Raw genomic sequence first — 22,994 nt, 5'->3', positions numbered from 1 at the left:
GCCGTCTGCCCGGCCGCGTCAGTCCTGCTCGCGGCGGCGCAGCAGTTCGTTCACACTGACCGAACGGCCCTCGTTCTGCTGGTGGCGGCCCGAGTCGTCGGCCGGCATCCCGGCCTGCTGGCGCCGCGCGGACCGCAGTCCCGCCATCCACGATTCGATGCTGTTGCGTTCGCGCGGGTCCGTGTTCTGCTGCGGGCCGACCCCGCCGGCGGACTGCTGCGCCAGGCTGTCGGGCCGCGATCCGGTGGGGGCCGGACGTTCGGCGGGCCGGGTCGGCGGTTCCGGCGCGGGGTAGAGACCGGGTACCGCCGGGGGCTGAGCGCCCGGCACCCGGCGCGGGAGCTCGGGCAGGCCCGAGGCGGGTCCGGCCGGGCCCGGGCTGCCGGGTTCGGGAGTCCGGGGAATCGGCCGCGGCTGCGAACCCTGGTCCTGCCTCAGGCGCGCGTCCGCGGGGCCCGGCTGTCCGTCCGGTCCGGGGCGGCGCGGCGGTGCGGGCGGTCGCGCCGGCCCCTGGCCGGGTGCCGGGCGATTTCCGTCGCCTGCCCATCCGCCCGGCTGTCCGGGACCGGGACGGCCGGGCGGCCGGCCCTCGGGCGCCGCGGGACGCGGCGGTGCGGGCGGGCGGGCCGCGCCGCCGGGCTGTCCGGGGAGCCGCGGTGAACTGTCCGGTCGTGGGCGGCCCGCGCCGCCGGTGGTCCGGGTCTGCTGCGGGGTGGGCGGTGCCGGGGGGGCGTCGGCGGGGCTCGGGTAGACGGTGCGGCCACCGGCGTCCTGGGCCTCGCCGTCGTCGGTTGGTTCGGAGGCGAACAGACCGCGCAGGTTCGGGGTGGCGAAACCGGGCCGGGGTGAGCCGGCCGGACCACCCGGACCGGGCGGGGTGCGCTGCGCGTTCGACGGCGGCGTGGGCTGTTCCGGGCCCGGCTGATTCGGCTGCGGGCGGCCCGGCCCGGGCTGACCGCCCGGGGGCCGGCCGGGGAGCGGCCGGAAGTCGTTGCGCGGGCCGGGAGTACGGCCCGGCTCGGCGGCGGGGCCACCCGGACCGCGGCCGGGTTCGGGAGCCCGGCTCGGGAGCCGGCCCGGGACCGGGCCGGACGATGGTGTCGGGCCGGGCTCCGCGCCCGGATGCAGCGGGTTCCGGTTCGGCGTCGCCGGGCTCTCCGCGGGCGGCTGCGCCGCGGGCCGTGGTCCGCGGCCGGATTCCTCGGCGGTGCCGCGGCCGGGTTCGGCCGGGCCGTCGGCGGGCGGATTGGCGCGCGGCCGGGTCGGGTCCGGCGGGGTGGGCATCTGCTGTTTGGGTGCCGCCGGGGCGGCGGGCGGCTTTTTGCCCTCGGCCTTGCGCGGCCCCTTGGGCACCGCCTGCATATGCGCGGTGGGCGCGGCGGCCTCGATCTCCTCGCGGGTGCGTTTGAGCACCGGGGTCTTGCGCTGCTTCTCGGCGCCGAGCGCCGGCATCTGCATGGTGACCGGATCGGTGACCGGGGTGGTCTTGACCAGGTCGACCACATCGCCGCCGCCGGGGCGCTCATCGGCCAGGATCGGTTCGCCCAGGCCGATCTTCTGCTGGATCCGCTTCATCCAGGCGGGGGCCCACCAGCAGTCGTCGCCGAGCAACTTCATGGTCGCCGGTACGAGCAGCATGCGCAGGATGGTGGCGTCGATGATGAGCGCCGCGATCATGCCGTAGGCGATGTACTGCATCATCACCAGATCGGAGAAGGCGAACGCACCGGTCACCACCAGCAGGATCAACGCCGCGGCGGTGATGATCCGTCCGGTGTGCGCGGTGCCGATCCGCACCGCCTCGGTGGTCGAGGCACCCATTGCCCGGGCCTCGACCATGCGCGAGAGCAGGAACACCTCGTAGTCGGTCGACAGGCCGTAGATGATCGCGATGATCAGCACCAGCACCGGCGACATGATCGGCTGCGGCGTGAAGTTCAGCAGCCCGGCACCGTGACCGTCGACGAAGATCCAGGTCAGGATGCCGAGGGTGGAGCCGAGGCCGAGCGCGCTCATCAGCGCGGCCTTGATGGGCAGCACCAGGGAGCCGAAGGTGAGGAACATCAGCACCGTGGTGACCAGCAGCACCATGGCGATCATCAGCGGCATCCGGTCCAGCAGCGCGTCGATACTGTCGCCCTGCAGGGTCGGCTGGCCGCCGACGTACATGGTCACGCCGTCGGGTACTTCGATCGCCCGCAGATACTCCACGGTCGGCCGGTAGTCCTCGGAATCGAGGAGGGTCGCGCTGCTGCGGAAGACCCCGGAATGGGTGGTGGACTCCGACGGCACCGAAAAACCGGACTCGTCGGCCAGGCCCGGCGCCTTGTCGGCCTCGCGTACCACCTTCGCGATGGCCCGGGTGTCCTCGCCGACGAACACCAGCTGGATGGGATCGGACTGGCGCAGCGGGAAGGTCTTGTCGAAATCCTCCTGCGCGACACGGGTGTCGTTGTCCGGCGGCAGGTAGCGTTCGCTCATACCGCCGAAGGCCAGGTTCTTCACCGGGATGATCAGCAGCAGGAGCAGCACACAGATCGGAATGGCGATCTTGAGCGGATGCTGCATGACCCAGGTGGTGGCCCGGCCCCAGAAACTGGCCTCCACCTCCTCGGCGGATTTGGTCTTGCGGATCTGCTTGAAGCTGAGCATGTCCACCCGTTTGCCCAGAACACTCAGCATGGCGGGCAGCAGGGTGATCGAGGCCAGGGCGGCCAGCGCGACGGTCGCGATGGTGCCGTAGGCCATGGATTTCAGGAAGCCCTGCGGGAACAGCAGCAGGCCGCCGAGGCTCGCGATGATCATGGTCGCGGAGAAGACGACCGTACGTCCGGCGGTGACCACCGAGCGGCGGACCGCGGCGCGGGTGTCGTAACCCTCGGCCAATTCCTCACGGAACCGGCTGACGATGAACAGGCCGTAGTCGATGGCCAGACCCAGGCCGATCATGGAGACCACCGCGCCGACGAACGTGTTCACCTCGGTGACCTTCGTCAGCATCATGATGATGCCGTTGGCGCTGATGATGGTCAGGCCGCCGATGATCAGCGGCAGCGCCGCCGCCACCACGCCGCCGAAGATGAAGAACAGCAGGATGCCCACGGCGGGGATGGCCAGGATCTCCATCCGGTGCTGATCGTGGGCCATGGTGTCGTTGAGAGTGCCCGCTACCGGTTGCAGGCCCGCGACCTGCACATTCACGCCCTCGATATCGAAGACGTCTTTGACCGCGCGATAGTTGCGGACCATATCGGTGTCGTTGTCGCCGACGATCGCGATGGAGGCGAAGGTCTTCGTCTTGTCCTGGGAGCCGAATACCGCGGGCTGGGCTTCGCCGGTCTCGGTCTTCCAGTAGGCGCCGTTCACCTTGGCGATCTGGTCCGGATGTTCCCGGGGCAGCCGGTTCAGGCTGTCGACGATCTTGTCCCGGAAGGCCGGATCGCTGTCGACGGTCTGACCCTCGGGCGCGGTGTAGAGCACCAGCACATCGGCATTGTGGTCGCGGCCGAACGCCTCGTCGGACAGTTCGGCGGCCTTCACCGATTCGGAATTCGGATCGAACAGACCGCTGGAGCTCAGATGGTCGGCCAGGCCGAGACCGTAGGCCCCCAGGCCCAGCATCCCGGCGACGACAACTCCGATGACGGCGAATCGCAACCGATAGACCAGATCGCCCCAGCGGGTGAACACTTAAGCGACTCCTTGTGCGGGGCGAGAGGTGAGCAGCGCCGACAGCGGCCGGAACGGCTGCAGCCAGGCACCCTCGTCGGGCAGCGAGTCGAGGCTCACCCGCGGCAGCGGTTCACGGAAAACTCCCGGGATGTCCTCGAGGTCGACGAATTCGAGAGTATCGGATGTTACTGCCCAACTCGCGTGCTCGCGGAAGCCGAGCACCTGAACCGGGATGCCGTCGGAGGCGAGTTGCTCCAGTGGCTCCCGGAAGGCCTGCCCGTCGGCCGAGGCCACGATGATCCCGGCCAGCCCGGCGCCCCGGGTGCGCTGGGCGATATGGCCGAGCATGTCCGAATCGACATCGGAATCCTCGTCGATCTTCGGTTTGGCGAAAACGGCGTAACCGACATTACGTAGCGCCTCGACCCACGGCCGGACCACATCCGCGGTGCCGGGGGCGATATTGGTGAATACGGTCGCCTCGGGCTCCAGCCGGTTCTTCTCGCCGACGGAGAGTTCGGCGGTGCGGGCCAGCAGCCACCGGCCGAGCGCGTCGAAGCGAGGCCGATACGCGGCGGTGGGCCGCCCACCCAGGATGGCGCCCAGTCCCATATCCAGGTTCGGCGCGTCCCAGACCAGCAGGACCCGCCGCAGACCGTCCGTATCCGGCCCTACCGACTCGTCGCCGGATTCGTGCAGACTTCCGGCAACCTCGTCGCCGGCCGGGGCCATCTCACTGACGCTCATCATTCGATCTTGCCCCATATGAACTCGTTGATCGCACTACCAGCGGTGTGTGCCTTGCTCTCGAATTTGGTGACCGGTCGCTCGAAACCGATCGGCGCGGTGTCGCGGTGCGCGGTACCGGCTCCCCCCACGGTTCCGTTCAACCCGATGAGCAGGGGTTCGGTCGCGCCGACCTCGGCGATGTGCTCGGCGTACCCGGCGTGGTCGGTCGCCACGTGCAGGATCCCGCCGGGCCGTAGCCGATCGGCGACGAGCGCGAGAGTGGCCGGTTGCAGCAGCCGGCGCTTGTGGTGGCGTGCCTTGGGCCACGGGTCCGGGAAGAATACGCGCACACCGGTCAGCGATCCGGGAGCAATCATGTTCTCCAGCACGTCCACGGCATCACCGCGCAGCAGCCGGATATTGCCGATCTCCTCGCGTTCGATCCGCTGGACGAGCTGGGCCAGGCCGGGCTGGTAGACCTCGATACCGATCAGGTTCAGATGTGGTTCGGCCAGCGCCATGGCGGCGGTCGCCGTCCCGGTACCGCACCCGATCTCGATGACCAGGGGTGCCGAGCGGCCGAACCACGCCTCGGCGTCGAGCGGTTCGTCGGCGACCTCCCGGCCGAGCACCGGCCAGCTGCGATCCCAGGATTTCTGCTGGTTGGGGGTGAGTGCGCCGCGCCGGGACCGGAAGCTGGTGACCCGGGGGTAGAGCCGGGAACCGGCATGCCGTCGCCGCCGGTCTCCGGTATCGCCGGAGTTTTCCGAGAGGGCGACCGGAACGGACTCGGAGCTGGGGTGCACAGCGTCGTTCACAGCCCTATTGTCCAGCATGGCCGGTTCCGGGCCGCAACGGACCGGTAGGGGGCTACCCGTTGGTAGGACGGACGCACCCGCACCCGGGGCGTAGCGGCCCCGGTTCTGACACAATGCGCACCGGAAGAAGGGGGTGTGGCGCATGTCGGCAGTCGAGGAATCGGACAGGTATCTGCGGGAGGCCGGGGCCGGGGATCCGCTGGACCGGCTGATCTCCACGCTCCGGATGGGTGATGGGGCCGACGCGGGTATCGCGAACGGTATCGAGGTGGCGATGCAGCGCTGGCGGACCCTGCCGCGCGCGCAGGTCGCCGGGCGCGCCCGGTCGGGTCGCACCACCGTGGCCCGGGCACTGGGACTGCAGCAGGCGGTCGAGACCGCGCCCGTCGACGAACCGGGCTTCCCCGATCCGGTGCTCGACGCCGATATCGTCGTCTACGTCCTGGCCAGCACCCCCTCTCCGGGTGATCGGCGATTGCTCGGGTCGCTGCGCCCGGAACGCACGATTCTGGTGGTGAACAAGGCCGACGCGATCGGCACCGGCTGGGCGGACGCGGTGGGCGCGGCCCGGCAGTTCGGCCGGGAGTTCCGGCTGCCCGCGTTCCCGATGGTGGGTTCGCTGGCCGCGCGGACCGTTTCCGGGGCCTTCCAGGAAACCGATCTGGCGCTGCTGCGCCGGCTGGCGCAGTCCGGTATCGCGGCGGCCCTGTCCGCCGAGGCCTTCGTCTCGCCGGCGGTGGGCCCCGATACCGCCGAACGCACGGAACTGCTCGAACGCTGGGATCTGTACGGGCTGGCCTGTGTACTGGCCGCCCTGGAACGCGACCCGGATCTCGCCCCGCAGACCGTGCTGCAGATCCTGCACACCGTCAGCGGGGTCGACCCGGTGGCCCAGCTGCTCGGTCAGCGCTATCGGCAGGCGATAGCACGGCGGGCGGGGGTGCTGATCGATGAACTGACCCGGCTGGCGGCGCGTGCCGTACCGCACGGGAACAGCCGGGCGCGGGCACTGATCACCGAATACCTGGACACCGACGAGGCCAAGTGGCTGGCGCTGTGCGGCGGGCTGGTCGCCCCGGAGGTCGCCCATCTGGCCGCGGGCTATCCCCGCCCCGAACCCGAGGACGCCGACGACGCGCTGGCCCGCGCCATCCGGTGGCGGGCGGTGGTGGCCGGGGATATGGCGCCGGGCGCGCGCCGCGCGGCGATCCGGGTTCACAACGGATACGTCCGGATGTGGGAGCGGATGAGCAGTGTCGGACTCTGACCCGGGCCCGGCGGCGGGGCCGCCCGGTTTCGCGGCGGCCACGGATATCGCGGCGGTGCATACGCTGCCCGACGTCGTGGCCGAGGTGGTGGCGCGCTGGAATCCGCAGGGTATGGCGTTGTTGCGCACGATGCCGGTCGCCGGCGGCGCGGCCGAGGTCCGGCTCATCGGCGCCGACGACGCGAACACCGCGCTGCTGCGCACCGAACTGACCCGGATCGAGCCCCGGATCGAACTCGGCGCGCCCACGACCGATCCGTGGGTGAGCGCCGCCCCGGGCAGTGTGGTGCTGCTGATCCTCGACGCCGGTGTGGTGATCGGCGCGGCGGAGCTGGATACGGTGCGCCGGCTGTGCGCCGAGGGGGCCCGGGTACTGCTGGTGCTGAACGGCACCGACGCGCACAAGGACTGGCAGCTGGTCCGCGACCGCAGCGCCGAACTACTGGCCGCCGCGGAGCTGGACTGCGAGATCGTGCCGGTATCGGCCCGGTTGGCCCGGGCCGCGCGGGCCGGGGCCGATTCGACGCTGCTCGATCGTTCCGGGCTGGCCGCGCTGCACACCCGCCTGGTCGCGCTCACCACCGATACCGCGACCGCGGGCGCTCGCCGCGCGGCGGCCCTCGCCCAGGTGGTCGCCGGAACCCGGCAACGCATCATGCAGGAGGAAGCGCAGCTCCGGTCGGGTACCGAGGTGGAGCTGCTGCGGGCGGAGCGGGCCCGGCTGCTCGCCGATCGCGACGGCGGGCGCGCGGTGGCGGTGTCCACTTTGCGGGCCCAGATCAACCTGGCCCGGGTGGATCTGCTCACCCTGGTCGGCTCCCGGGTCCGGGCACTGCACGCGGAGGCCCGGGCCGAACTGGACAGCATGGATCGCGCGGGCCGGCGCGACTTCCCGGAGCGGCTACGGCAGGCGGTCGGGCAGCTGACCGGGACGGTGGATCTGGATATCGCCGCCCGGCTGGCCGAACTACGGGCGCGGGCGGCCGCCGCGCACCCGGCGAGCCTCCCTCCCGCGGCGGGGCCCCCCGCACCGCGGTACGAGCCCGCGCCCATGCTCGGTCCGGATCCGCAACCCCGGCGCGGGGGTGTCGAAGATCACCTGATGATCGTGCTGGGCGCTTCGGCCGGGGTGGGTCTGGGACGGCTGATGGTGTCGCCGCTCGCGCTGGTACCGGCATTGGACGCCGCGAGCGTGCCGGTGACCCTGTTGCTCGGGGCGGGCGCGGCCGCGTGGGTGGTGCGGGCGCGCCGCCAGCTCGCCGACCGCGATCATCTGCGACACTGGGTCGCCGACGCGGTGGCGAATGTGAAAGCCCAGCTCGAGCAGCGAGCGGTGACCGCGCTGGTGGAGACGGAATCCGACCTTTCCGACGAAATGGTGCGGGCCGCGGCGGCCGGCATGGTCGAGGTGGACCGGCGGGTCGCCGAGCTGGAGGCGGCATTGCGCCGGGCCACCACCGGACAGCCCGGCCGACTCGCCGCGTGTGCCCGTGACCGGCAGATACTGGACCAGTGGGCCCCTATGGCCGGAAAATAGTTTGTCCACCCCTATTGATCGGCAACCCGCTTCCATAGGGGGCGCAATACCGCGTTAACCTCTAGACAGGAACCTGGGCGTCCGCTTCGCGCCTCAGTACACTGCCTCGATCCGGCGGTGCACAGAATGGACCGTTGCGGAAGCCTTACCCGCCAATGGTGGCGCTAGGTGTTTTCGCGCTGGTCACGGGCCCAAGGGCCAGGGCGGAAGCATTCTTCGCCGCCCATTTCAGGAGAGTTTTCATGACCTCAGCGACCATTCCCGGTCTTCGTGGATCCGACGGCACCGCGCCGACCGAACACAGCGAACTGCTCGCCTGGGTTCAGGAGGTCGCCGAACTGACTCAGCCGGATCGAGTCGTCTGGGCGGACGGTTCCGACGCCGAATGGGATCGGCTCACCACCCAGCTCGTCGAGGCGGGCACCTTCCGCAAGCTCGACGAGAAGAAGAAGCCGAACTCGTTCCTGGCCTTATCCGATCCTTCCGACGTGGCCCGGGTCGAATCGCGCACCTACATCTGTTCGAAGTCCGCGGCCGACGCCGGCCCCACGAACAACTGGGTCGATCCCGCGGAGATGCGGGCCACCATGACCGAGCTCTACCGGGGCTCGATGAAGGGCCGCACCATGTACGTGGTGCCGTTCTGCATGGGCCCACTCGGTGCCGAGGACCCCAAGCTGGGTGTCGAGATCACCGACTCGGAATACGTCGTGGTGTCCATGCGGGTGATGACCCGGATGGGCCGGGCGGCGCTGGAGCTGCTGGGCACGGATCGGCCCTTCGTGAAAGCACTGCATTCGGTGGGCGCGCCGCTGGCCGAGGGCCAGTCCGATGTCCCGTGGCCGTGCAACGACACGAAATACATCACCCATTTCCCCGAGGACCGGGAGATCTGGAGCTACGGCTCCGGCTACGGCGGCAACGCGCTGCTGGGCAAGAAGTGCTACTCGCTGCGGATCGCCTCGGCCATGGCCCACGACGAGGGCTGGCTGGCCGAGCACATGCTGATCCTCAAGCTGATCTCCCCGGAGAACAAGGCCTACTACATCGCGGCGGCGTTCCCGAGCGCCTGCGGTAAGACCAACCTCGCCATGATCCAGCCGACCGTGCCGGGCTGGCGCGCGGAGACCCTGGGCGACGATATCGCCTGGATGCGGTTCGGCAAGGACGGCCGCCTCTACGCGGTGAACCCCGAGTTCGGTTTCTTCGGTGTCGCGCCCGGCACCAACCGTTCGTCCAACCCCAACGCCATGGAGACGCTGGAGGCGGGCAACACCGTCTACACCAATGTCGCCCGCACCGACGACAACGATGTGTGGTGGGAGGGCCTCGAGGGTGAGCCCGATCATCTGATCGACTGGAAGGGCAACGACTGGTACCTGCGGGATACCGAGACGCTGGCCGCGCACCCCAACTCCCGGTACTGCACTCCCATGTCGCAGTGCCCGACCCTGGCGCCCGAATGGGACGACCCCCAGGGTGTGCCGATCTCGGCGATCCTGTTCGGCGGCCGGCGCAAGACCACGGTGCCGCTGGTGACCGAATCCTTCGATTGGCAGCACGGTGTGTTCATGGGCGCCACGCTGTCGTCGGAGCAGACCGCGGCGGCCGAGGGCAAGGTCGGTACCGTCCGCCGGGACCCGATGGCCATGCTGCCGTTCCTCGGCTACCACGTGGGCGACTACCTGGGGCACTGGATCAATCTCGGCAAGAACGCCGACGCGGCCAAACTGCCCAAGATCTTCTACGTGAACTGGTTCCGGCGCGGTGACGACGGCCGTTTCCTGTGGCCGGGCTTCGGCGAGAACTCCCGGGTGCTGGAGTGGATCGTCGGCCGCATCGAGGGTTCCGCAGAGGCCGAGAGCACCGCGATCGGTCATGTGCCGACCGCCGCGCAGATGGATCTGGCCGGCCTGGACGTGGAAGCCGCGGATGTCGACGCGGCGCTCGCGGTGAACGTGGACGAATGGCGGGCCGAGATCCCGCTCATCGAGGAGTGGTTCGAGTTCGTCGGCGACAAGCTGCCCTCCGGTGTGCGCGACGAGTTCGAGGCACTCAAACAGCGCGTGCAGTGAGCGCGGCGGTCGTCCGGGCCTTGTCCGGGTGACCGTACCGATTCCTCTCCGCGACCCGCGGCGAACACTTGTTCGCCGCGGGTCGCGTCGTATCGCGGGCGGTAACCGGCGCAGGTATGGCGGGGCGGGCCCGGGGACCTCGGGTGCCTTACTCTGGATGTGTCCTGGATCTCAGACCACGCATTCCCCGATTGGACGTCCCGATATCGCCCGATCGGCTCCCGCCGTCGTTATCCGTGGCCGAGCCGATCACCCCTGAGAGGTGGTTGGAACATGGCCGACGAGTTCACGACCCCGGAATGCTTCGACAGTGTGCTGGTCAGTACGCCGCTATGCCGCGCAGTGCGGCGGTTGCGTGCGGTTCTTCCGGTCGGCTGGCGGGTCGACGTGGTCGCGCACGGCGATCCGGCTCACCGCGGCGCACCCGTTGTCCGGGCGCTGCCGGCCACCGATTAGTTCGCTACACGGATTTTCTCGTGCCCGGGATCGGCTGGCGTAGGTCATATTTCGCCTGACCGGCGTTTCTGCGCGGCGGAAATCGGGCGCTGTGGCAAACTTTCGGGTTCCGCGGGTGTTGCGTTGTGCGCGAGGTGAACTCGCGATCTCCGTTCTGCGCGTGGGCCGTCGGTGAGCGGTTGTCGCAGGTAGCCGCAGGCCACGAAATCCGACCTCCTGGTTCGTGTTTCATCGAACGCACTATTGCGTTTTGTTGCTGGAGGGCGCATGATGTTAGCCAGATATCAGCTCGCTCCATTCATCGAACCGAATACCCGCGATTGGGAGAGGCGTTCATGGCGGTGCAAGTGATCGGCCGGGCGTTGATGACCAGCGACCAGACCGACCATCAAGCGAAAAGCGTTGGCAGCGGCGGCTGGGTCGTCTCATTCCTACCGGGACGGACCCTCACCACCGAGCAGGCGATAGCGGCCATTCAGGCCGCCGAAGCCGTGGCAATGGTCGGTGGACTGGCCGATCTCATGGGGCTCACCACTCTCGAAACCGTCGGCCTGGCCATTCAGGAATCACCCTGGACCAGAGCCGAACCGGTGGTGCGCAGCGGCTGGCGCGGCCGGATGGGCCGCAGCCGGGCGCAGGTGGCGCTGTAGTCCTCAGCCTGGTTTGGTCGCGACGACCACGAGATTGCTGACCAGTAGCTCTCGGATGCCGGGTACCCGCACCAGCCACCAGGCCCAGCGGGGGTGGTAACGGGGGAACAGCGCGAAGACGTGCGCCGATGTGCGGTGCGACCAGCGCACTCCGTCTGCCGCCCGGACTGCGAACAGCGAGGTGCCGAAACGGTTCTTCGGCTCCTTGCCGTGCCGGCGCCGATACCGGCGGGCGGCGTACTCCCCGCCGAGATAGTGCCAGGGTCCGGTCTCGTGGCCGCCGAACGGTCCGAGCCACACCGTGTAGGACAGCACGATCATGCCGCCGGGCCGGGTGACCCGGACCATTTCGTCGGCCATCCGCCACGGATCCGGTACGTGCTCGGCGACATTGGACGAGAAACAGATGTCGACCGCGTCGTCCCGGAACGGCAGCGCCATCCCGGAGCCGCGAACCGCGGCCGGTACCGAGATACCGGCAGCGTGCATCTCCGAGGGATCGGGTTCCACCGGGATATAGCGGGCACCGGCTCGGGCGAACTCGTCGGCGAAGTAGCCGGGACCGCCGCCGACATCGAGGACGGTGGCGCCGGCGAGATCGCGGCCGGTGAGGTCGGCGTAGAAATCGGCGAGCAGATGAGCGCTGTCGGTGGCGATACCGCCGTAGAAGCGCGCGGGATCGGTCTGTTCGAAACGGAAACTGTGCAGCAGGCGCAGTGACCGGCGCACCGAGGCGCGACGCGCGAAGCGGAAACGCCTCGGCACCGACCGGGCCGGGGAGCCGGCGGAACCGGGCCGGGGCATGGTATCGGCGTCGCCGCCCGTCTCGGGCGAAATCCGGTCCACAGCTGATTCCTCGGCGTCGAGCACGATGCCGAGTTTCGCACATTGTGAACGATGACAGATTTCGCAGCCGGTAAACCCCGCCGCGAGGTCTTCGATACCGAATGGACACGCAGGTGGGCGACTTGCCGGACACGCTCGAGCGTTAAGGTGTACCGCGATGCCCATGTCCCGTGCGCGGGACCCGAGCCCACCGGAGAACCCCCACGTGCGCGAAGTACTCCTGCTCTGCTGGCGTGATACCGGTCATCCACAGGGCGGCGGTAGCGAGCGGTACCTGGAACAGGTCGGCGCGCACCTCGCCGCCCGCGGTGTGAAGGTGACGCTGCGTACCGCCCGCTACCGGGGTGCGCCCAAACGGGAGCGGATCGACGGTATCGAGATCAGCCGGGGCGGGGGCCGGTTCTCGGTGTATCCGCGCGCGCTGGCCGCCATCGCGCTGGGCCGGTGCGGTATCGGCCCGCTGCGCGGCATCCGCCCCGAGGCCGTGATCGATACACAGAACGGCATCCCTTTCTTCGCCCGGCTGGTCTCCGGTGTGCCCTCGGTGGTGCTGGTCCATCACGGGCACCGGGAGCAGTGGCCGGTGGCCGGTGCGCTCGTCGGCCGGATCGGCTGGTGGATCGAATCGGCGCTCTCGCCCCGGGTGCACCGCGCCGACCAGTACCTCACCGTCTCCCTGCCCTCGGCCGAGGAACTGGCGACGCTCGGCGTCGACCGATCCCGGATCGCGGTGGTCCGTAACGGGGCGGAACCGGTCCCCGCGCACGTGCCGACGGGCAGCGCGGTCGTCCGTTCGACCGAACCCCGCGTGGTGGTGCTGTCGCGGCTCGTCCCGCACAAACAGATCGAGGACGCGCTCACCGCTGTCGCCCGGTTGCGCTCCCGGATCCCCGAGGTGCGGCTGGACGTGATCGGCGGCGGCTGGTGGGCCGACAAACTGCGGGATCAGGCCGCTGCCCTCGGTATCGCCGACGCGGTGACCTTCCACGGCCACGTCGACGAGGGCCGTAAACACGAACTGCTCGCCCGCGCCTGGGTGCACGTCCTGCCCTCCCGTAAAGAGGGCTGGGGGCTGGCGGTCATCGAGGCAGCCCAGCACGGCGTGCCCACTGTCGGTTACCGCTCGTCGCGCGGCCTCACCGATTCCATCGTCGACGGCGTGACCGGGGTGCTGGCCGACGACGTCGATCAGCTGGCTGCCACGGTCGGCGAACTACTGGACGACGCGGCCGCGCGCACGATCATGGGCGAGAAGGCCCGGGCTCGGGCGCGTGAGTTCTCCTGGGAGCACACTGCCTCGGGGGTACACCGGGTATTGGCCGCCGCCGCGGCCGGCCGGCGCGTCAGTGGACTGATCTCACCGGGCGAGGACGTGGTGGCCGAGACGCGCGCCGAGCTTCCGGCCGGCGCCTGAGGGTACGCGCCCTGCCGCATCCGGGCTTCGGGGTACGAGCCCGTGCGGGCGGGTTTCACCCTTCGGTGCCCGCGCGGGTGTGCCTGCCGGCGCCACCGCCCCGGCAACCGGATCTCAGCTCCCGACTCGGCGCACTACGAACCCGGCGGCCCGGACGGCGACCGGTACCACCAGCAGCAGCGCCCACAGGAGGTGCGCGGCCACGACCACTGATCGGTGTCCGGGCACGGGCCGCGGCCGGACGTCCGGGACCCGGTACAGGGCCAGGTCACCGGTGCTGTGGACCGGCGCCAACCGCGCCAGCGTCGCCGCGGAGTTTCCGAGCGGGCCGGGGGAGTCCCGTTCGACCAGCACCCAGCCGACACCGAGCTGTGCCAGTTCCTCCGCCGGACCACCGTCGAGGAGCAGGTTCTCCACGGTCCGGGCCCGGGCGCCCTCACCGGTCACCGTCGCGCCGTGGACGGGTAACGCCCCGGTCTGCAGGACGTCGCGGGGCAGCAGCCGCGGCGCCGGGTCCAGGACCGGAGCCGATCCGGTGTAGGGGAAGCGGCGGAACATACCGCCGGGTAGCACGGCGATATCGCCGGGTCCGTCGACGCGCTCGGCGATCTCGTGCCAGGAGTCCGGGTATTCGATCGCCCGCAACTGCCCGCCGACACCCCAGCCGAGGTCGAGCAGCGGCAGGGCCAGCACCCCGATGAACAGCGCGGCCAGACCCGGCGACCAGCGGGCCGGGTCACCGCGGTCCTCGGCGAGGTCCGGGCGCTCGTCGCCCTGCGGCTTCGCCTTCGCGTCGATGCGCTTGAAGCCCAGGCAGGCGGCGGCCGCGCACAGCGCGTAGCCGGGAGCGGCCAGCGCCACGTACTTCTGGGTGTCGCGCAGCAGTCCCGCACCGGGTACTTCGACGACCAGCCATTCCATCACCGTGAGCCCCGCGGGGGTGGCCGCGAGAGCCGGGGCCAGTATGGCCGCGACAGCCAGTACCAGCAGGATCCGGCGGGTCCGGGTGCGGTCGGGGTCCGCGTCGGGCGCCGCGACCCGCCGGACCCCGAGCAGCACCACCGCGAGCAGCAGGATCGTCGCGACGGCGGCCAGCGGAGTCGTCCGCGATACCGGTACCGCCTCGGCGTTCCAGATACCGCCCAGTCCGGCCAGGCTGCCCACCGTGGCGAGCCAGGGCTCCGCGCGGGCGGCGAAAGCGGTGACGCCCGCGGGGTCGGAGGGTTCGGCCGCGACCCCGGAGACGGCGGTGGCCACCAGCCACGGGGTGCAGGCCAGGAGCGCGAGAGCTGTCACCCCGGGCGCGCGCCGCCATCCGGCCACGGTCACCGCGACCACGGTGGCGAGCAGGGCGCCGGTGGGGGTCAGGCCCGCGGCCGCGAGGCAGCCCGCCAGTACCGACCACTCCCGGACCCGGTCGAACCGGGTCCGGCCGGCGGCGGTGCGCAGCCGTAGTGCGGCCAGGGCCGTCCAGGGCAGCGCGGCGTAGCCCGTGAGCAGGCTCCAGTGCCCCTGGAGGAGCCGCTCGGCGATATAGGGGTTCCAGACGACGAGAGTGGTCGCCACCAGCTGCGCGGTGAGCGGGGCACCGAGCAGCTCCCGGACCAGCACCGCGGCGCCGTAGCCGGCGGCCCAGAGGGCGGCCAGCAGGACGACCTTCACCAGCAACCCGCCGTCGATCAGCGGAGACAGCGCGGCGAGCAGCGCGTCCTGGGGTACGGCCCGCGGGGCCGCGTCGCCCAGACCCAGCGCGGCGTCGGTGGGATAGGAGCGCGGTGTGCTCACGGCGTCGCGGAGCAGCAGGTATCCGGGGCGCAGCAGGGGCGCGGTGATCAGCAGGGTGAGCAGCAGGCTGTAACCGGCCGGGAGCAGACGCGTCCACCGGCCTGTTCGTTGCGCACTCACGGCCAGTCACCCTACGTTCGCCGGCCGCGGCGGGGCGGACCGGTATGGACGCCGGGCCGGGTGGGACACTTGCGCACGTGCAGTTCGTTCGCCGTCTCCCCGCCGTGGCGGACATGACCCTGGTGACCGCGGGGGCGATGACCGCGAATATCGCGAGCTATCTGCTGCAACTGCTGGCCGGACGCTGGCTCGGCGTGGCCGGGTACAGCGAGTTCGCCAGCCTGCTCGCCGTGCAGCTGCTGTGCGCGGTACCCGCGCTGGCCCTGCAGAACGTGGTCGCACGCGAACTCGTGCACGGGGCCGATATCGCCGCGCTGCGGGCGTTGCGCCGGCGGTGCGCGCTGCTGGTGGCCGTGGCGGTCGTGGTGCTGGTGCCGGTGGTGAGTGCGCTGCTCGAGGTCGGTCTCGCGGCGTCGGCGGCGGCACTGGGATCGGCGCCCGCGCTGGTGGTGCTGGCCGGGGACCAGGGGGTGCTGCAGGGTTCGCGCCGGTTCCGTGGGCTGGCGGTGGTACTCGGTGTCACCGGTATCGCCAAGGTGCTTCCGGCGCTGGTGGTGCTCGCCTGCGGCGGCGGCGCGACCCCGGCGCTGTGGGCGGCGGCCGGCGGTATCGCCGCCGCCGCGGGATACGCCCGGGTGGTGGCGGGCAGCGGCCGGCCGGTGGTTCCGGCGGATGGATCGGTGGGTGGTCCCGCCGCGGTACCGGTCGGGACGCCCGGTGTGGCCGGTGGGTTCGCCGGGGTGTTCGCGGTTCTGCAGGCCGCGCAGGTGCAGGCGGCCCTGATGGCGCTGTCCTCCGCGGATCTCATCGTGGTTCGTATCGTGCTGGACGAACCCGACGCCAGCCGCTACGCGCTGGGCACGATCGCCACCAAGGTCGCGTTCTGGTTACCGCAGGCGGTCGGCGTGGTGCTGTATCCCCGGATGGCGCAGCCGGCCTCGTCCGGTTCGGCCGTGCGCTCGGCGCTCGCCGTTCTCTCCGGCATCGGGGTGGTCGCGGTGCTGGGCGCGGCGCTGGCCGCCCCGCTGGCGCCGATTTTCGCGGGACAGGACTATGCGCCGATCGAGGGCCTGCTGTGGTTGTTCGCGCTGCACGGGGCGATTCTGGCGGTATTGCAGGGCGCGTTGCTGTCGGCCATCGCGGTGCAGCGGACGGCGCTGGCGGGGATCGCGTGGGCGGGTCTGGTCCTCGAGGTGGTGCTCGTGCTCACCCTGGCGAACAGTGTCACCGGACTGATCGCCACGGTCGCCTCCGTGGCCACCGTGACCACGACTCTCGTCGCGGTACTGGTCATCCGGATGGCTGGTCGCCGGGTTCCGGCTCCCGCCTGATCCCGGGCAGCGCCGCCAGCCCGACCGCGACCACCGCGACCAGGGCCGGGAACTGGACCCACAGCGAATCCCCCATATAACCGCCGGGCATCCGCCACGGGCCGGTGGACAGTGCGGCGGCCGAGACCGCCGTGCCCGCTCCGGCGACCACGGCGAGGGCGCGGCGCGGCAGCCGGGGTACGAATCGCACGGCCGCCAGGCCCGCGACGGTGAGGACCGTGCCCGTCACCCCGGCGATCAGGGTCGCGGCGGCGATCAGGGCGAGTGCGGCCGGTATCCGCGGTGACCACACGTCCGGCGTCGCCGCCACCGGCTCGATGCGGGGGCCGCGCGGCACGGCGAGGGCGATGAGGGGGAGCAGCAGCAGGAGGCCGAGGAGCAGCGCGAGCCGGTACCAGCTGTCGATCGGGAACGAGACGGTCACCGGGCCGGTGGTATCGGCGGGCAGCACCCAGCCCTGCTGCCAGCCGTCGACCACGACCGGCCGCAGTTCGCGGCCGTCGGCGCTATGGGCCGACCAGCCTGTATTGGTACTCAGGGGCAGGGTCAGCAGGCGGGTGCCGGTGCTCGGGGCGGGGGCGGTGGGCCGGGTGTTCACCAGGCGCAGCCGGTCGACGAAGAACAGTTCCGTCGGCGCGACCAGTAGGTCGACGTCCCCTACGGGCAGCGAGACCGGTTGTACGACACCCGGGGCGGTGGCCGGGAACGCGGCCGTATCCTGCGGCGCGTCGGGGCACACCTGGGCCGGAACCGGGTCGCCGGAACGCAGTTCGCCCACAGTGGCCGTGACGCTGGTGTGGACCAGGCGGCCGCCCACCGCGATGGTCGGCCCGGCGTCGCAACCGACGGTCACCGTCCGGTCCGCCGGCGCGGGCGGCGGATACTGCGGGCCCAGTACCGCGATTTCGGCGAGACCGGGCGGCTGGGGCTGGTGATAGCCGAGTGCCGTCCGGTCCAGCACGACTTCCCAGCTGCGGATGCTCAACTCGATCCGGTCGGTGACCGTGGGATGCAGGTCGATCCGGGAGACCTCGTGGGGTTCTTCGATCTCCCGGACCTGCGGGCCGTCGCCCAGGTTCACCGTGACCGAGGTGGGCGCGGCGGGCAGCCCGCCCAGCGAAGGCGTCAATTCCAGGCCGGTCACCAGGGTCGGCTCCGGAAGTTCGATGGTCAGCGCGGGTTTGGGCCCCAGGGTGTCGCGGACCGTGTCCTCCGGTGCGGTCCAGCTGGTGCGGGGGTCGCCGTCGGTGGCGGCGAACGCGGAACCGCGCAGATCACCCACATCGGAGGCGCCGCGTGCCACGGGGCGCGCCGGGTCGGTCAGCAGTGCCTCCAGCGCGGGACCCTGCCGCGGGCGGACCATGAGCCGCGGTTCGACGGTGGCCGGTGCCGGAACGGAGAGCGTCCGGCCGAACGGGCCCAGCTCTTCGGGCGCCAGCGCCAGGCCCTTTCCACAGCGGACCCGATCGGGACTGTCGAAACAGGCGCTGCGCCCGGGGAATTCCTGGCCCAGATCCCACCCGGTGACCGTCGCGCCCGGAGGTGGGGGTGGCAGGACGGTCCGGTGCCGGATCTCGACCGGGACGCCGGCGTCGCGCACGGTGTAGTCCTCCAGCCCCAGTTCGCTGATCCCGAACTGGCCGCCGGTACTGCCGCGTTCGGTGCGGATGGCGGTGATCTTCACCCAGTCGGTGGAACCCACCGGCAGCGCGACCGAAACCGGTTCGCCCGGTTCGCTGATCCGGGCCGAGACGCTGCCGTTGTTGGTGCGCACCTCCACCCATTTCACCGGATCGCCGATGGCGGCGGGGGTGGTGGTGAACCGCAGCAGACCGGAGGTGAACGGTTTGTCGAGGTCGAGCCGGATCCATTGGCCCAGAGCGTATTCGCCCGCGTTGCTGATCCAGGCGGTCGCCGGATCGCCGTCCACGGCGGCGGCGGTCGAGTTGCCGGGGGCGGCGCCGCCGATCTGTGTCGCGTCGGCCGCCGAACTCGACGCGGTGATGGTGGCCCCGGTCCAGCCGCCCTGCACCAATTCGGCGCCCGGTACGGCGTAGTCGGGGACCAGGTTGTGGGTGTGGCGCGCGTCGCCGGGGGCGCGCAGCGCGGAGTTGTGGTTGTCCACCCTGCCGAAATCGGTTTCCCGGTTCATCGGGGTATCGGTCACCGTCACCGGGCCCACCGGCAGGCCCGCGGCCGCGGCGTCGGCGGCCAGCAGAGTGGGTTCGTGCGAGGTCGCGGGGTCGCGATGCAGTCTTTCCAGTACCTCCGGCCCGCCCTGGACCACCGGTACCGATTCGAGCGGCACGGTGTACGCGCCGGGGAACCGCTCCGGTGCCCCGGTTCCGCCGCGCACCTCGGCGGGGGTGCCGGGGGCCGGGGCGTCGACCCGATAGATCTCCACCGCGGGATAGTCGGGCCGCAGATCCGCGTCGACCACGAAATCGTCCCGGCCGGAATCGTTTTCCACCGGTTTCCCGAATTCGGCGACCTTGTGCAGCCCCGGGGACCCCTCCACCGCGTTGTGCGCCAGCAGCGGGCGGGTGGAACGGGAGGTATCCGGATCGAGATCGTTGCGCAGGACCAGCACCCCGATGCCCTGTCCGCGCAGTGCGGCGGCCAGGCCGTCGGAGGGCCGGCCGTCGGCGATCAGCCGCTGTATGGAATCCATCGCCCGGATGGTGCCGGGCGGATTCAACGGGACCGCGTCCCGTACCGCCCACGGTGTCTCGGCGAGTGCCTGAAGGGGTTCGTCCCGGGTCAGGCCCCACACCTGGCTGCCGAAGGGGGCGCCGGGGACCACCAGCGCCCGGGTGTCGGCGGCGTTCGCACGCAACCAGTCGGCGGTCTGCTGCCAGTAGGCGGGGACCGCGTCGTAGGCGCCGCGGGGTGCGAGTTTCCCGGTCCAGGCCAGGGAACTGGACAGCGCGAGCGCCGCGAGGACAAGCATGGCGACCGCGACCCGGCGGTCGCGGTGCGGGTTGGTGAACGCCGTCCGCCACACCTGCGGCCGGACCGAGGCCGGCAGCGGTACCCGGGCCAGCAGTTGGGCGATGCCCAGCACCAGCGGCAGCCGGATGAGCGGTTCGAGTTTGTGCACATTGCGTAGCGGTGCGCCGCCGGAGTCGAGGAAGACGCGGATGGGTTCGGCGAACGGCCCGCCCAGCTGTCCCACATAACCCGCGCAGATACCGGTCAGCCCGACGCACAGGATCAGCACCAGCCGCCCGCGGGCCGGCATGGACCGTAGTGCCAGCCCGGCCATCCCGGCCGCGGCGATCAGCCCGGTGGCCAGCACCGCGGCGGGCTGGGTGACCAGGACCGCGCCCGCGATCCGTTCCGGGGAGACGAACGGTGTCCAGCTGTCGGTGCCGCGCAGGACCTCACCCAGTGACGCCCACTGGGTGGTGACCCCGGCGGATTCGATGTAGTCGAGGAACGGCGGGCTCACCCGGCCCAGCAGCAGGAGCGGTACCGCCCACCAGGCCACCGCCAGGACCAGCAGCGGCACCCAGCTCAGCGTGAACCGCCACCATGCGCGGTTGGGCCGGAAACTGGCCCACCACAGCAGCGCGGGCAGGAAGGCGGCCACGGTGGCGATCGCGTTCACCGCTCCCATCAGCGCCAGCGCCATCGCGCTGCCCGCCGGGGACCGCGCGCCGCCGCGGCGATGCCTGCGGTAGGTGGTGCCCAGCGCGGCGGGTGCGAGCAGGACCCACGGCGCCAGCATCATGGGCAGGGTTTCCGAGGAGATCGAGCCGACGGTGGTCAGCACCCGGGGGGACAGGGCGTAGGTGGCGGCCGCGACGACCCGTGATCCGCGGCTGCCGATCCCGAGGGTTTCGCAGAGTTTGACCACGCCCCAGAAACCCGCGAGCAGCAGCAGCGCCCACCAGATCCGCTGGGTGACCCAAGCGGGCAGGTGCAGCACATCACCGAGTGCGAAGAACGCGCCGTGCGGGAAGAAGTAACCGTAGGCCTGGTTCTGGACCTGGCCCATCGGCGCCTGGCTGCTCCACAGATGGGCGGCACGGGCGAGGAAACCGAGCGGATTCTCGGCGAGATCGTATTTGGTGTCGGCGGCGGTGAGGCCGGGGGCCTGCAGGAAGGTCAGCAGGAAAGCGGCGAACGCGGTGCCGAAAAACCAGCGGCGGCCCAGTTCATCGGTGGGCACCGCATCGAAGGTGGAGCGGGGGGCCGCGTCGGCAGGTTCGACGGGATCGGACTGGACGGGCACCGTGGGTCAGACGTTTGCCGTCCCCGCCGACAGGCTCCGGCGGGGACGGGACGAGATCGGGCCGGGTCTCAGCGCTTGCCGTATTCGACGCTGTTCAGCAGCGAGCTGTCCGCGTTACCGCTTCGGTCGACTTCCGGCCGGCTGTCCTGCTGCAGCGCGGCGGTGATGGCGAAAACCGCGATGGCGCCCAGCAGGGCGCCGCCGACCGCACTCGCAACACCGGGAACAGCAAACTTCATCGCAGCACTCCAAACTCCGAAGCAGGCAGATATCTGGGCCAACCTAGCAGGACCGGCCGGGTCCGGGTAGGCACCGTCGGGCGTTTCACCCTAACGGTTGCCGCCGGCCGGGGCCGATCGCGGTCCGTGCCGGCCCGCGACAGCCGTGCCTCCGGACGCCCCCTGCTCACTCGTTGTCGGGTGGTACCGCACAGTCGAGCGCGCCGAGCAGGGTGCGCAGTTTGGCGGTGGTCTCGGCCAGTTCGGCGGCGGGTTCGGAGGCCGCGACGATGCCGCCACCGGCGTGGGCGCGCAACTCGCGGCCGCCCGCGGCCAGTTCCGCGCTGCGGATGGCGACCACCCAGGTCCCGTCGCCGTCGGCGGTGCACCAGCCGACCGCGCCGCCGTAGAACCCACGGTCCTCCTCGTGGGTGGTGAGGTATTCGAGCGCGTCGGCGGTCGGGGTACCGCAGACCGCCGGGGTGGGATGCAGCAGCAGCGCCAGTTCGAGGGCACTGGGCGCCGGCGCCCGCAGCACGCCGTGGATCGGCGTCCCGAGATGCCACACATCGTGGGTGGCGACCAGTTGCGGCCGCTCGGGTACCGACAGACCGATACATACGGGGGACAGTCGTTCGGTGATCCAGTCGACCACGAACGCGTGTTCGGCGTGGTTCTTCGCGCTCGCCGTCAGCAGATCGGCCTGCGCGGAATCGGCCACCCGGTGCGGGAGCCGGGGCAGCGTACCGGCCAGCGGGTACAGCTCGATGGCCGTGCCACGGCGATGGACCAGGAGTTCCGGGCTCGCGCCGATCAGCGTCGCGCCGGTACGGCCGGCGGGGGTGAGATCGACCGCGAAGACATTTGCCCGCGGGTTCCGCGTCAGCAGATACGCGGCGAGCAGCTCGGGGTCCAGGACGGACGCCGCGGTGGCGCGTACGGAGCGGGCGGCCACCACTTTGCGCAGGCGAGGGGCGGGTGCGTTCAGCAGTTCCACCAACCGCGCGACCCGCGCGCGGTGCTCGGCCGGGCTCGGCGTCTGCTCCACCACCTCTACCCGCGGCAGCTCCGGGAGCGCGGCCGGGCGCCACGGGCCCGCGGTGTGCAGCAGTTCGCCGGGCTCGACCAGCGCGGCCGGGTGTCGTGGATCGAACGGTAGCGCCCCGGCGATCGCCGCGGCGGTGCCCTCGCGCAGGGCGGCCGCGGCCTGCCACGGATCGCGGTGCACGATGCGCACACCGCTGCCGCGCACCACGCCGTCGGGGCGTGCCAGCAGGAACCCGGTCATGATCCGACCGTAACCACGCCCGCGGCGCCCCTATTTCGCGGCGTGGTCGTCGTGCCCGGCTTTCCGCGCGCCGGCCGGTTGCACCGGGGGAACCAGGAAAACGGGGCGGTGGCAGTGTTTGAGCACGGCATCGGCCACGCTGCTGTGCACCAGCGCGCGCAGTCCGGTCGCGCCGCGGGTGCCCGCGACGATGATGTCGACATCGAGTTCGTCGGCGACCTCCACGACCGCCTGCCAGGCGCTGGCGGCGTATTCCTGGGTGCGCGCCTCGGCGTTCAGCCCCGCGAGCGCGGCCAGGTGCACGCCTTCGGCATTGATATCGCGGGCGGTGGTGTAGGCGATGTCCTCGAGTTCCTCGTCGGGCACCCATTCCGGTTGGACCATCCCGGAGATCCCCGAGATCCGGGCGGCCTGACGAACCATGGGCTCCCAGGCGGTCAGGACCACCGCGCGGTCCGCGGCGAGGAAACGTCCGGCGTATTCGATCGCGCGTTTGGCGTGTTCGGAACCGTCGTAGGCGATGAGCATCAGATCGCAGGGCATCACTGCTC

16 protein-coding genes are annotated in these 22,994 nt (G+C 71.2%); 7 read left to right on the top strand and 9 right to left on the bottom strand.

Features of this window, described 5'->3' with window-relative positions; genetic code table 11:
* Window positions 1–18: 18 nt before the first annotated feature.
* From IG75_RS0130950 to trmB, 3 genes are read right to left on the bottom strand one after another with little or no spacing between them, the layout of a single operon-like run.
* Window positions 19–3,690 (bottom strand): MMPL family transporter, encoded by a 3,672-nt coding sequence (locus IG75_RS0130950; protein ID WP_030524887.1) that lies wholly within the window; start codon window positions 3,688–3,690, stop codon window positions 19–21.
* Window positions 3,691–4,419: an NYN domain-containing protein gene (locus tag IG75_RS0130945; RefSeq protein WP_030524886.1), complete on the bottom strand. Its 729-nt coding sequence runs from the start codon at window positions 4,417–4,419 to the stop codon at window positions 3,691–3,693.
* Window positions 4,419–5,237 (bottom strand): tRNA (guanosine(46)-N7)-methyltransferase TrmB, encoded by an 819-nt coding sequence (trmB, locus tag IG75_RS0130940; protein ID WP_030524885.1) that lies wholly within the window; start codon window positions 5,235–5,237, stop codon window positions 4,419–4,421. Before trmB ends, IG75_RS0130945 begins: the two co-directional genes overlap by 1 nt.
* A 124-nt stretch (window positions 5,238–5,361) precedes the next feature.
* Between trmB and IG75_RS0130935 the strand changes: the two genes are divergently transcribed.
* The 5 genes from IG75_RS0130935 to IG75_RS0130915 all read left to right on the top strand — a co-directional run bounded on the left by IG75_RS0130935 (window position 5,362) and on the right by IG75_RS0130915 (window position 11,204).
* Window positions 5,362–6,486, top strand: coding sequence for a hypothetical protein (locus IG75_RS0130935; RefSeq protein ID WP_030524884.1), 1,125 nt, complete (start codon window positions 5,362–5,364; stop codon window positions 6,484–6,486).
* Window positions 6,473–8,023: a hypothetical protein gene (locus IG75_RS0130930; RefSeq protein WP_030524883.1), complete on the top strand. Its 1,551-nt coding sequence runs from the start codon at window positions 6,473–6,475 to the stop codon at window positions 8,021–8,023. Before IG75_RS0130935 ends, IG75_RS0130930 begins: the two co-directional genes overlap by 14 nt.
* Before the next feature lie 242 nt (window positions 8,024–8,265).
* On the top strand, window positions 8,266–10,098 hold the full coding sequence (locus IG75_RS0130925) for a phosphoenolpyruvate carboxykinase (GTP) (RefSeq protein WP_030524882.1): 1,833 nt from the start codon (window positions 8,266–8,268) through the stop codon (window positions 10,096–10,098).
* Between the two features lie 273 nt (window positions 10,099–10,371).
* Window positions 10,372–10,554, top strand: a complete 183-nt coding sequence (locus IG75_RS0130920) for a hypothetical protein (RefSeq protein ID WP_030524881.1) — start codon at window positions 10,372–10,374, stop codon at window positions 10,552–10,554.
* A gap of 335 nt (window positions 10,555–10,889) precedes the next feature.
* A complete protein-coding gene (locus IG75_RS0130915) occupies window positions 10,890–11,204 on the top strand; it encodes a hypothetical protein (protein WP_030524880.1) in 315 nt (104 codons plus the stop codon).
* Between the two features lie 3 nt (window positions 11,205–11,207).
* On the opposite strand, the gene IG75_RS0130910 is transcribed toward IG75_RS0130915, so the two are convergent.
* On the bottom strand, window positions 11,208–12,008 hold the full coding sequence (locus IG75_RS0130910) for a class I SAM-dependent methyltransferase (RefSeq protein WP_030524879.1): 801 nt from the start codon (window positions 12,006–12,008) through the stop codon (window positions 11,208–11,210).
* A gap of 247 nt (window positions 12,009–12,255) precedes the next feature.
* Between IG75_RS0130910 and IG75_RS0130905 the strand changes: the two genes are divergently transcribed.
* Complete coding sequence (locus IG75_RS0130905; RefSeq protein ID WP_030524878.1) at window positions 12,256–13,464, top strand: glycosyltransferase family 4 protein; 1,209 nt, start codon at window positions 12,256–12,258, stop codon at window positions 13,462–13,464.
* 114 nt (window positions 13,465–13,578) lie between these two features.
* Here IG75_RS0130905 and IG75_RS0130900 read toward each other — a convergent pair whose 3' ends face one another.
* The gene (locus IG75_RS0130900; RefSeq protein WP_036515591.1) at window positions 13,579–15,369 is read right to left on the bottom strand and encodes an MmpA family trehalose lipid delivery protein; all 1,791 of its coding nucleotides are present in this window, start codon (window positions 15,367–15,369) and stop codon (window positions 13,579–13,581) included.
* Between the two features lie 137 nt (window positions 15,370–15,506).
* On the opposite strand from IG75_RS0130900, the gene IG75_RS0130895 reads away from it, so the two are divergent.
* Entirely contained in the window at window positions 15,507–16,700 is a 1,194-nt protein-coding gene (locus IG75_RS0130895; RefSeq protein ID WP_245713372.1) for a polysaccharide biosynthesis protein, read from the top strand.
* Here the strand turns inward: IG75_RS0130895 and IG75_RS0130890 are convergent.
* From IG75_RS0130890 to IG75_RS0130875, 4 genes are all read right to left on the bottom strand, one after another.
* Window positions 16,660–20,874, bottom strand: coding sequence for an alpha-(1->3)-arabinofuranosyltransferase (locus tag IG75_RS0130890; RefSeq protein ID WP_245713370.1), 4,215 nt, complete (start codon window positions 20,872–20,874; stop codon window positions 16,660–16,662). The two genes, IG75_RS0130895 and IG75_RS0130890, sit on opposite strands and share 41 nt — an antisense overlap.
* 131 nt (window positions 20,875–21,005) lie before the next feature.
* Entirely contained in the window at window positions 21,006–21,176 is a 171-nt protein-coding gene (locus tag IG75_RS38605) for a DUF2613 domain-containing protein (RefSeq protein WP_081877246.1), read from the bottom strand.
* Between the two features lie 166 nt (window positions 21,177–21,342).
* A complete protein-coding gene (locus IG75_RS0130880) occupies window positions 21,343–22,443 on the bottom strand; it encodes an isochorismate synthase (RefSeq protein ID WP_030524874.1) in 1,101 nt (366 codons plus the stop codon).
* A gap of 30 nt (window positions 22,444–22,473) precedes the next feature.
* The gene (locus tag IG75_RS0130875) at window positions 22,474–22,986 is read right to left on the bottom strand and encodes a universal stress protein (RefSeq protein WP_036515589.1); all 513 of its coding nucleotides are present in this window, start codon (window positions 22,984–22,986) and stop codon (window positions 22,474–22,476) included.
* Window positions 22,987–22,994: the final 8 nt, after the last annotated feature.

It is taken from the genome of Nocardia rhamnosiphila NBRC 108938 (assembly GCF_000720425.1).
Taxonomy (GTDB): domain Bacteria; phylum Actinomycetota; class Actinomycetes; order Mycobacteriales; family Mycobacteriaceae; genus Nocardia; species Nocardia rhamnosiphila.
Note: the sequence above shows the minus strand (reverse complement) of the source record. Positions and strands in the feature narration are given on the sequence as shown.

Bases quoted from the DNA above. Each gene is read 5' to 3' on its own strand.
- IG75_RS0130945 (WP_030524886.1), bottom strand. From the start codon at position 4,419: ATGAGCGTCAGTGAGATGGCCCCGGCCGGCGACGAGGTTGCCGGAAGT.
- trmB (WP_030524885.1), bottom strand. From the start codon at position 5,237: ATGCTGGACAATAGGGCTGTGAACGACGCTGTGCACCCCAGCTCCGAG.
- IG75_RS0130935 (WP_030524884.1), top strand. From the start codon at position 5,362: ATGTCGGCAGTCGAGGAATCGGACAGGTATCTGCGGGAGGCCGGGGCC.
- IG75_RS0130925 (WP_030524882.1), top strand. From the start codon at position 8,266: ATGACCTCAGCGACCATTCCCGGTCTTCGTGGATCCGACGGCACCGCG.
- IG75_RS0130920 (WP_030524881.1), top strand. From the start codon at position 10,372: ATGGCCGACGAGTTCACGACCCCGGAATGCTTCGACAGTGTGCTGGTC.
- IG75_RS0130915 (WP_030524880.1), top strand. From the start codon at position 10,890: ATGGCGGTGCAAGTGATCGGCCGGGCGTTGATGACCAGCGACCAGACC.
- IG75_RS0130910 (WP_030524879.1), bottom strand. From the start codon at position 12,008: ATGCCCCGGCCCGGTTCCGCCGGCTCCCCGGCCCGGTCGGTGCCGAGG.
- IG75_RS0130895 (WP_245713372.1), top strand. From the start codon at position 15,507: ATGACCGCGAATATCGCGAGCTATCTGCTGCAACTGCTGGCCGGACGC.
- IG75_RS38605 (WP_081877246.1), bottom strand. From the start codon at position 21,176: ATGAAGTTTGCTGTTCCCGGTGTTGCGAGTGCGGTCGGCGGCGCCCTG.
- IG75_RS0130880 (WP_030524874.1), bottom strand. From the start codon at position 22,443: ATGACCGGGTTCCTGCTGGCACGCCCCGACGGCGTGGTGCGCGGCAGC.
- IG75_RS0130875 (WP_036515589.1), bottom strand. From the start codon at position 22,986: ATGCCCTGCGATCTGATGCTCATCGCCTACGACGGTTCCGAACACGCC.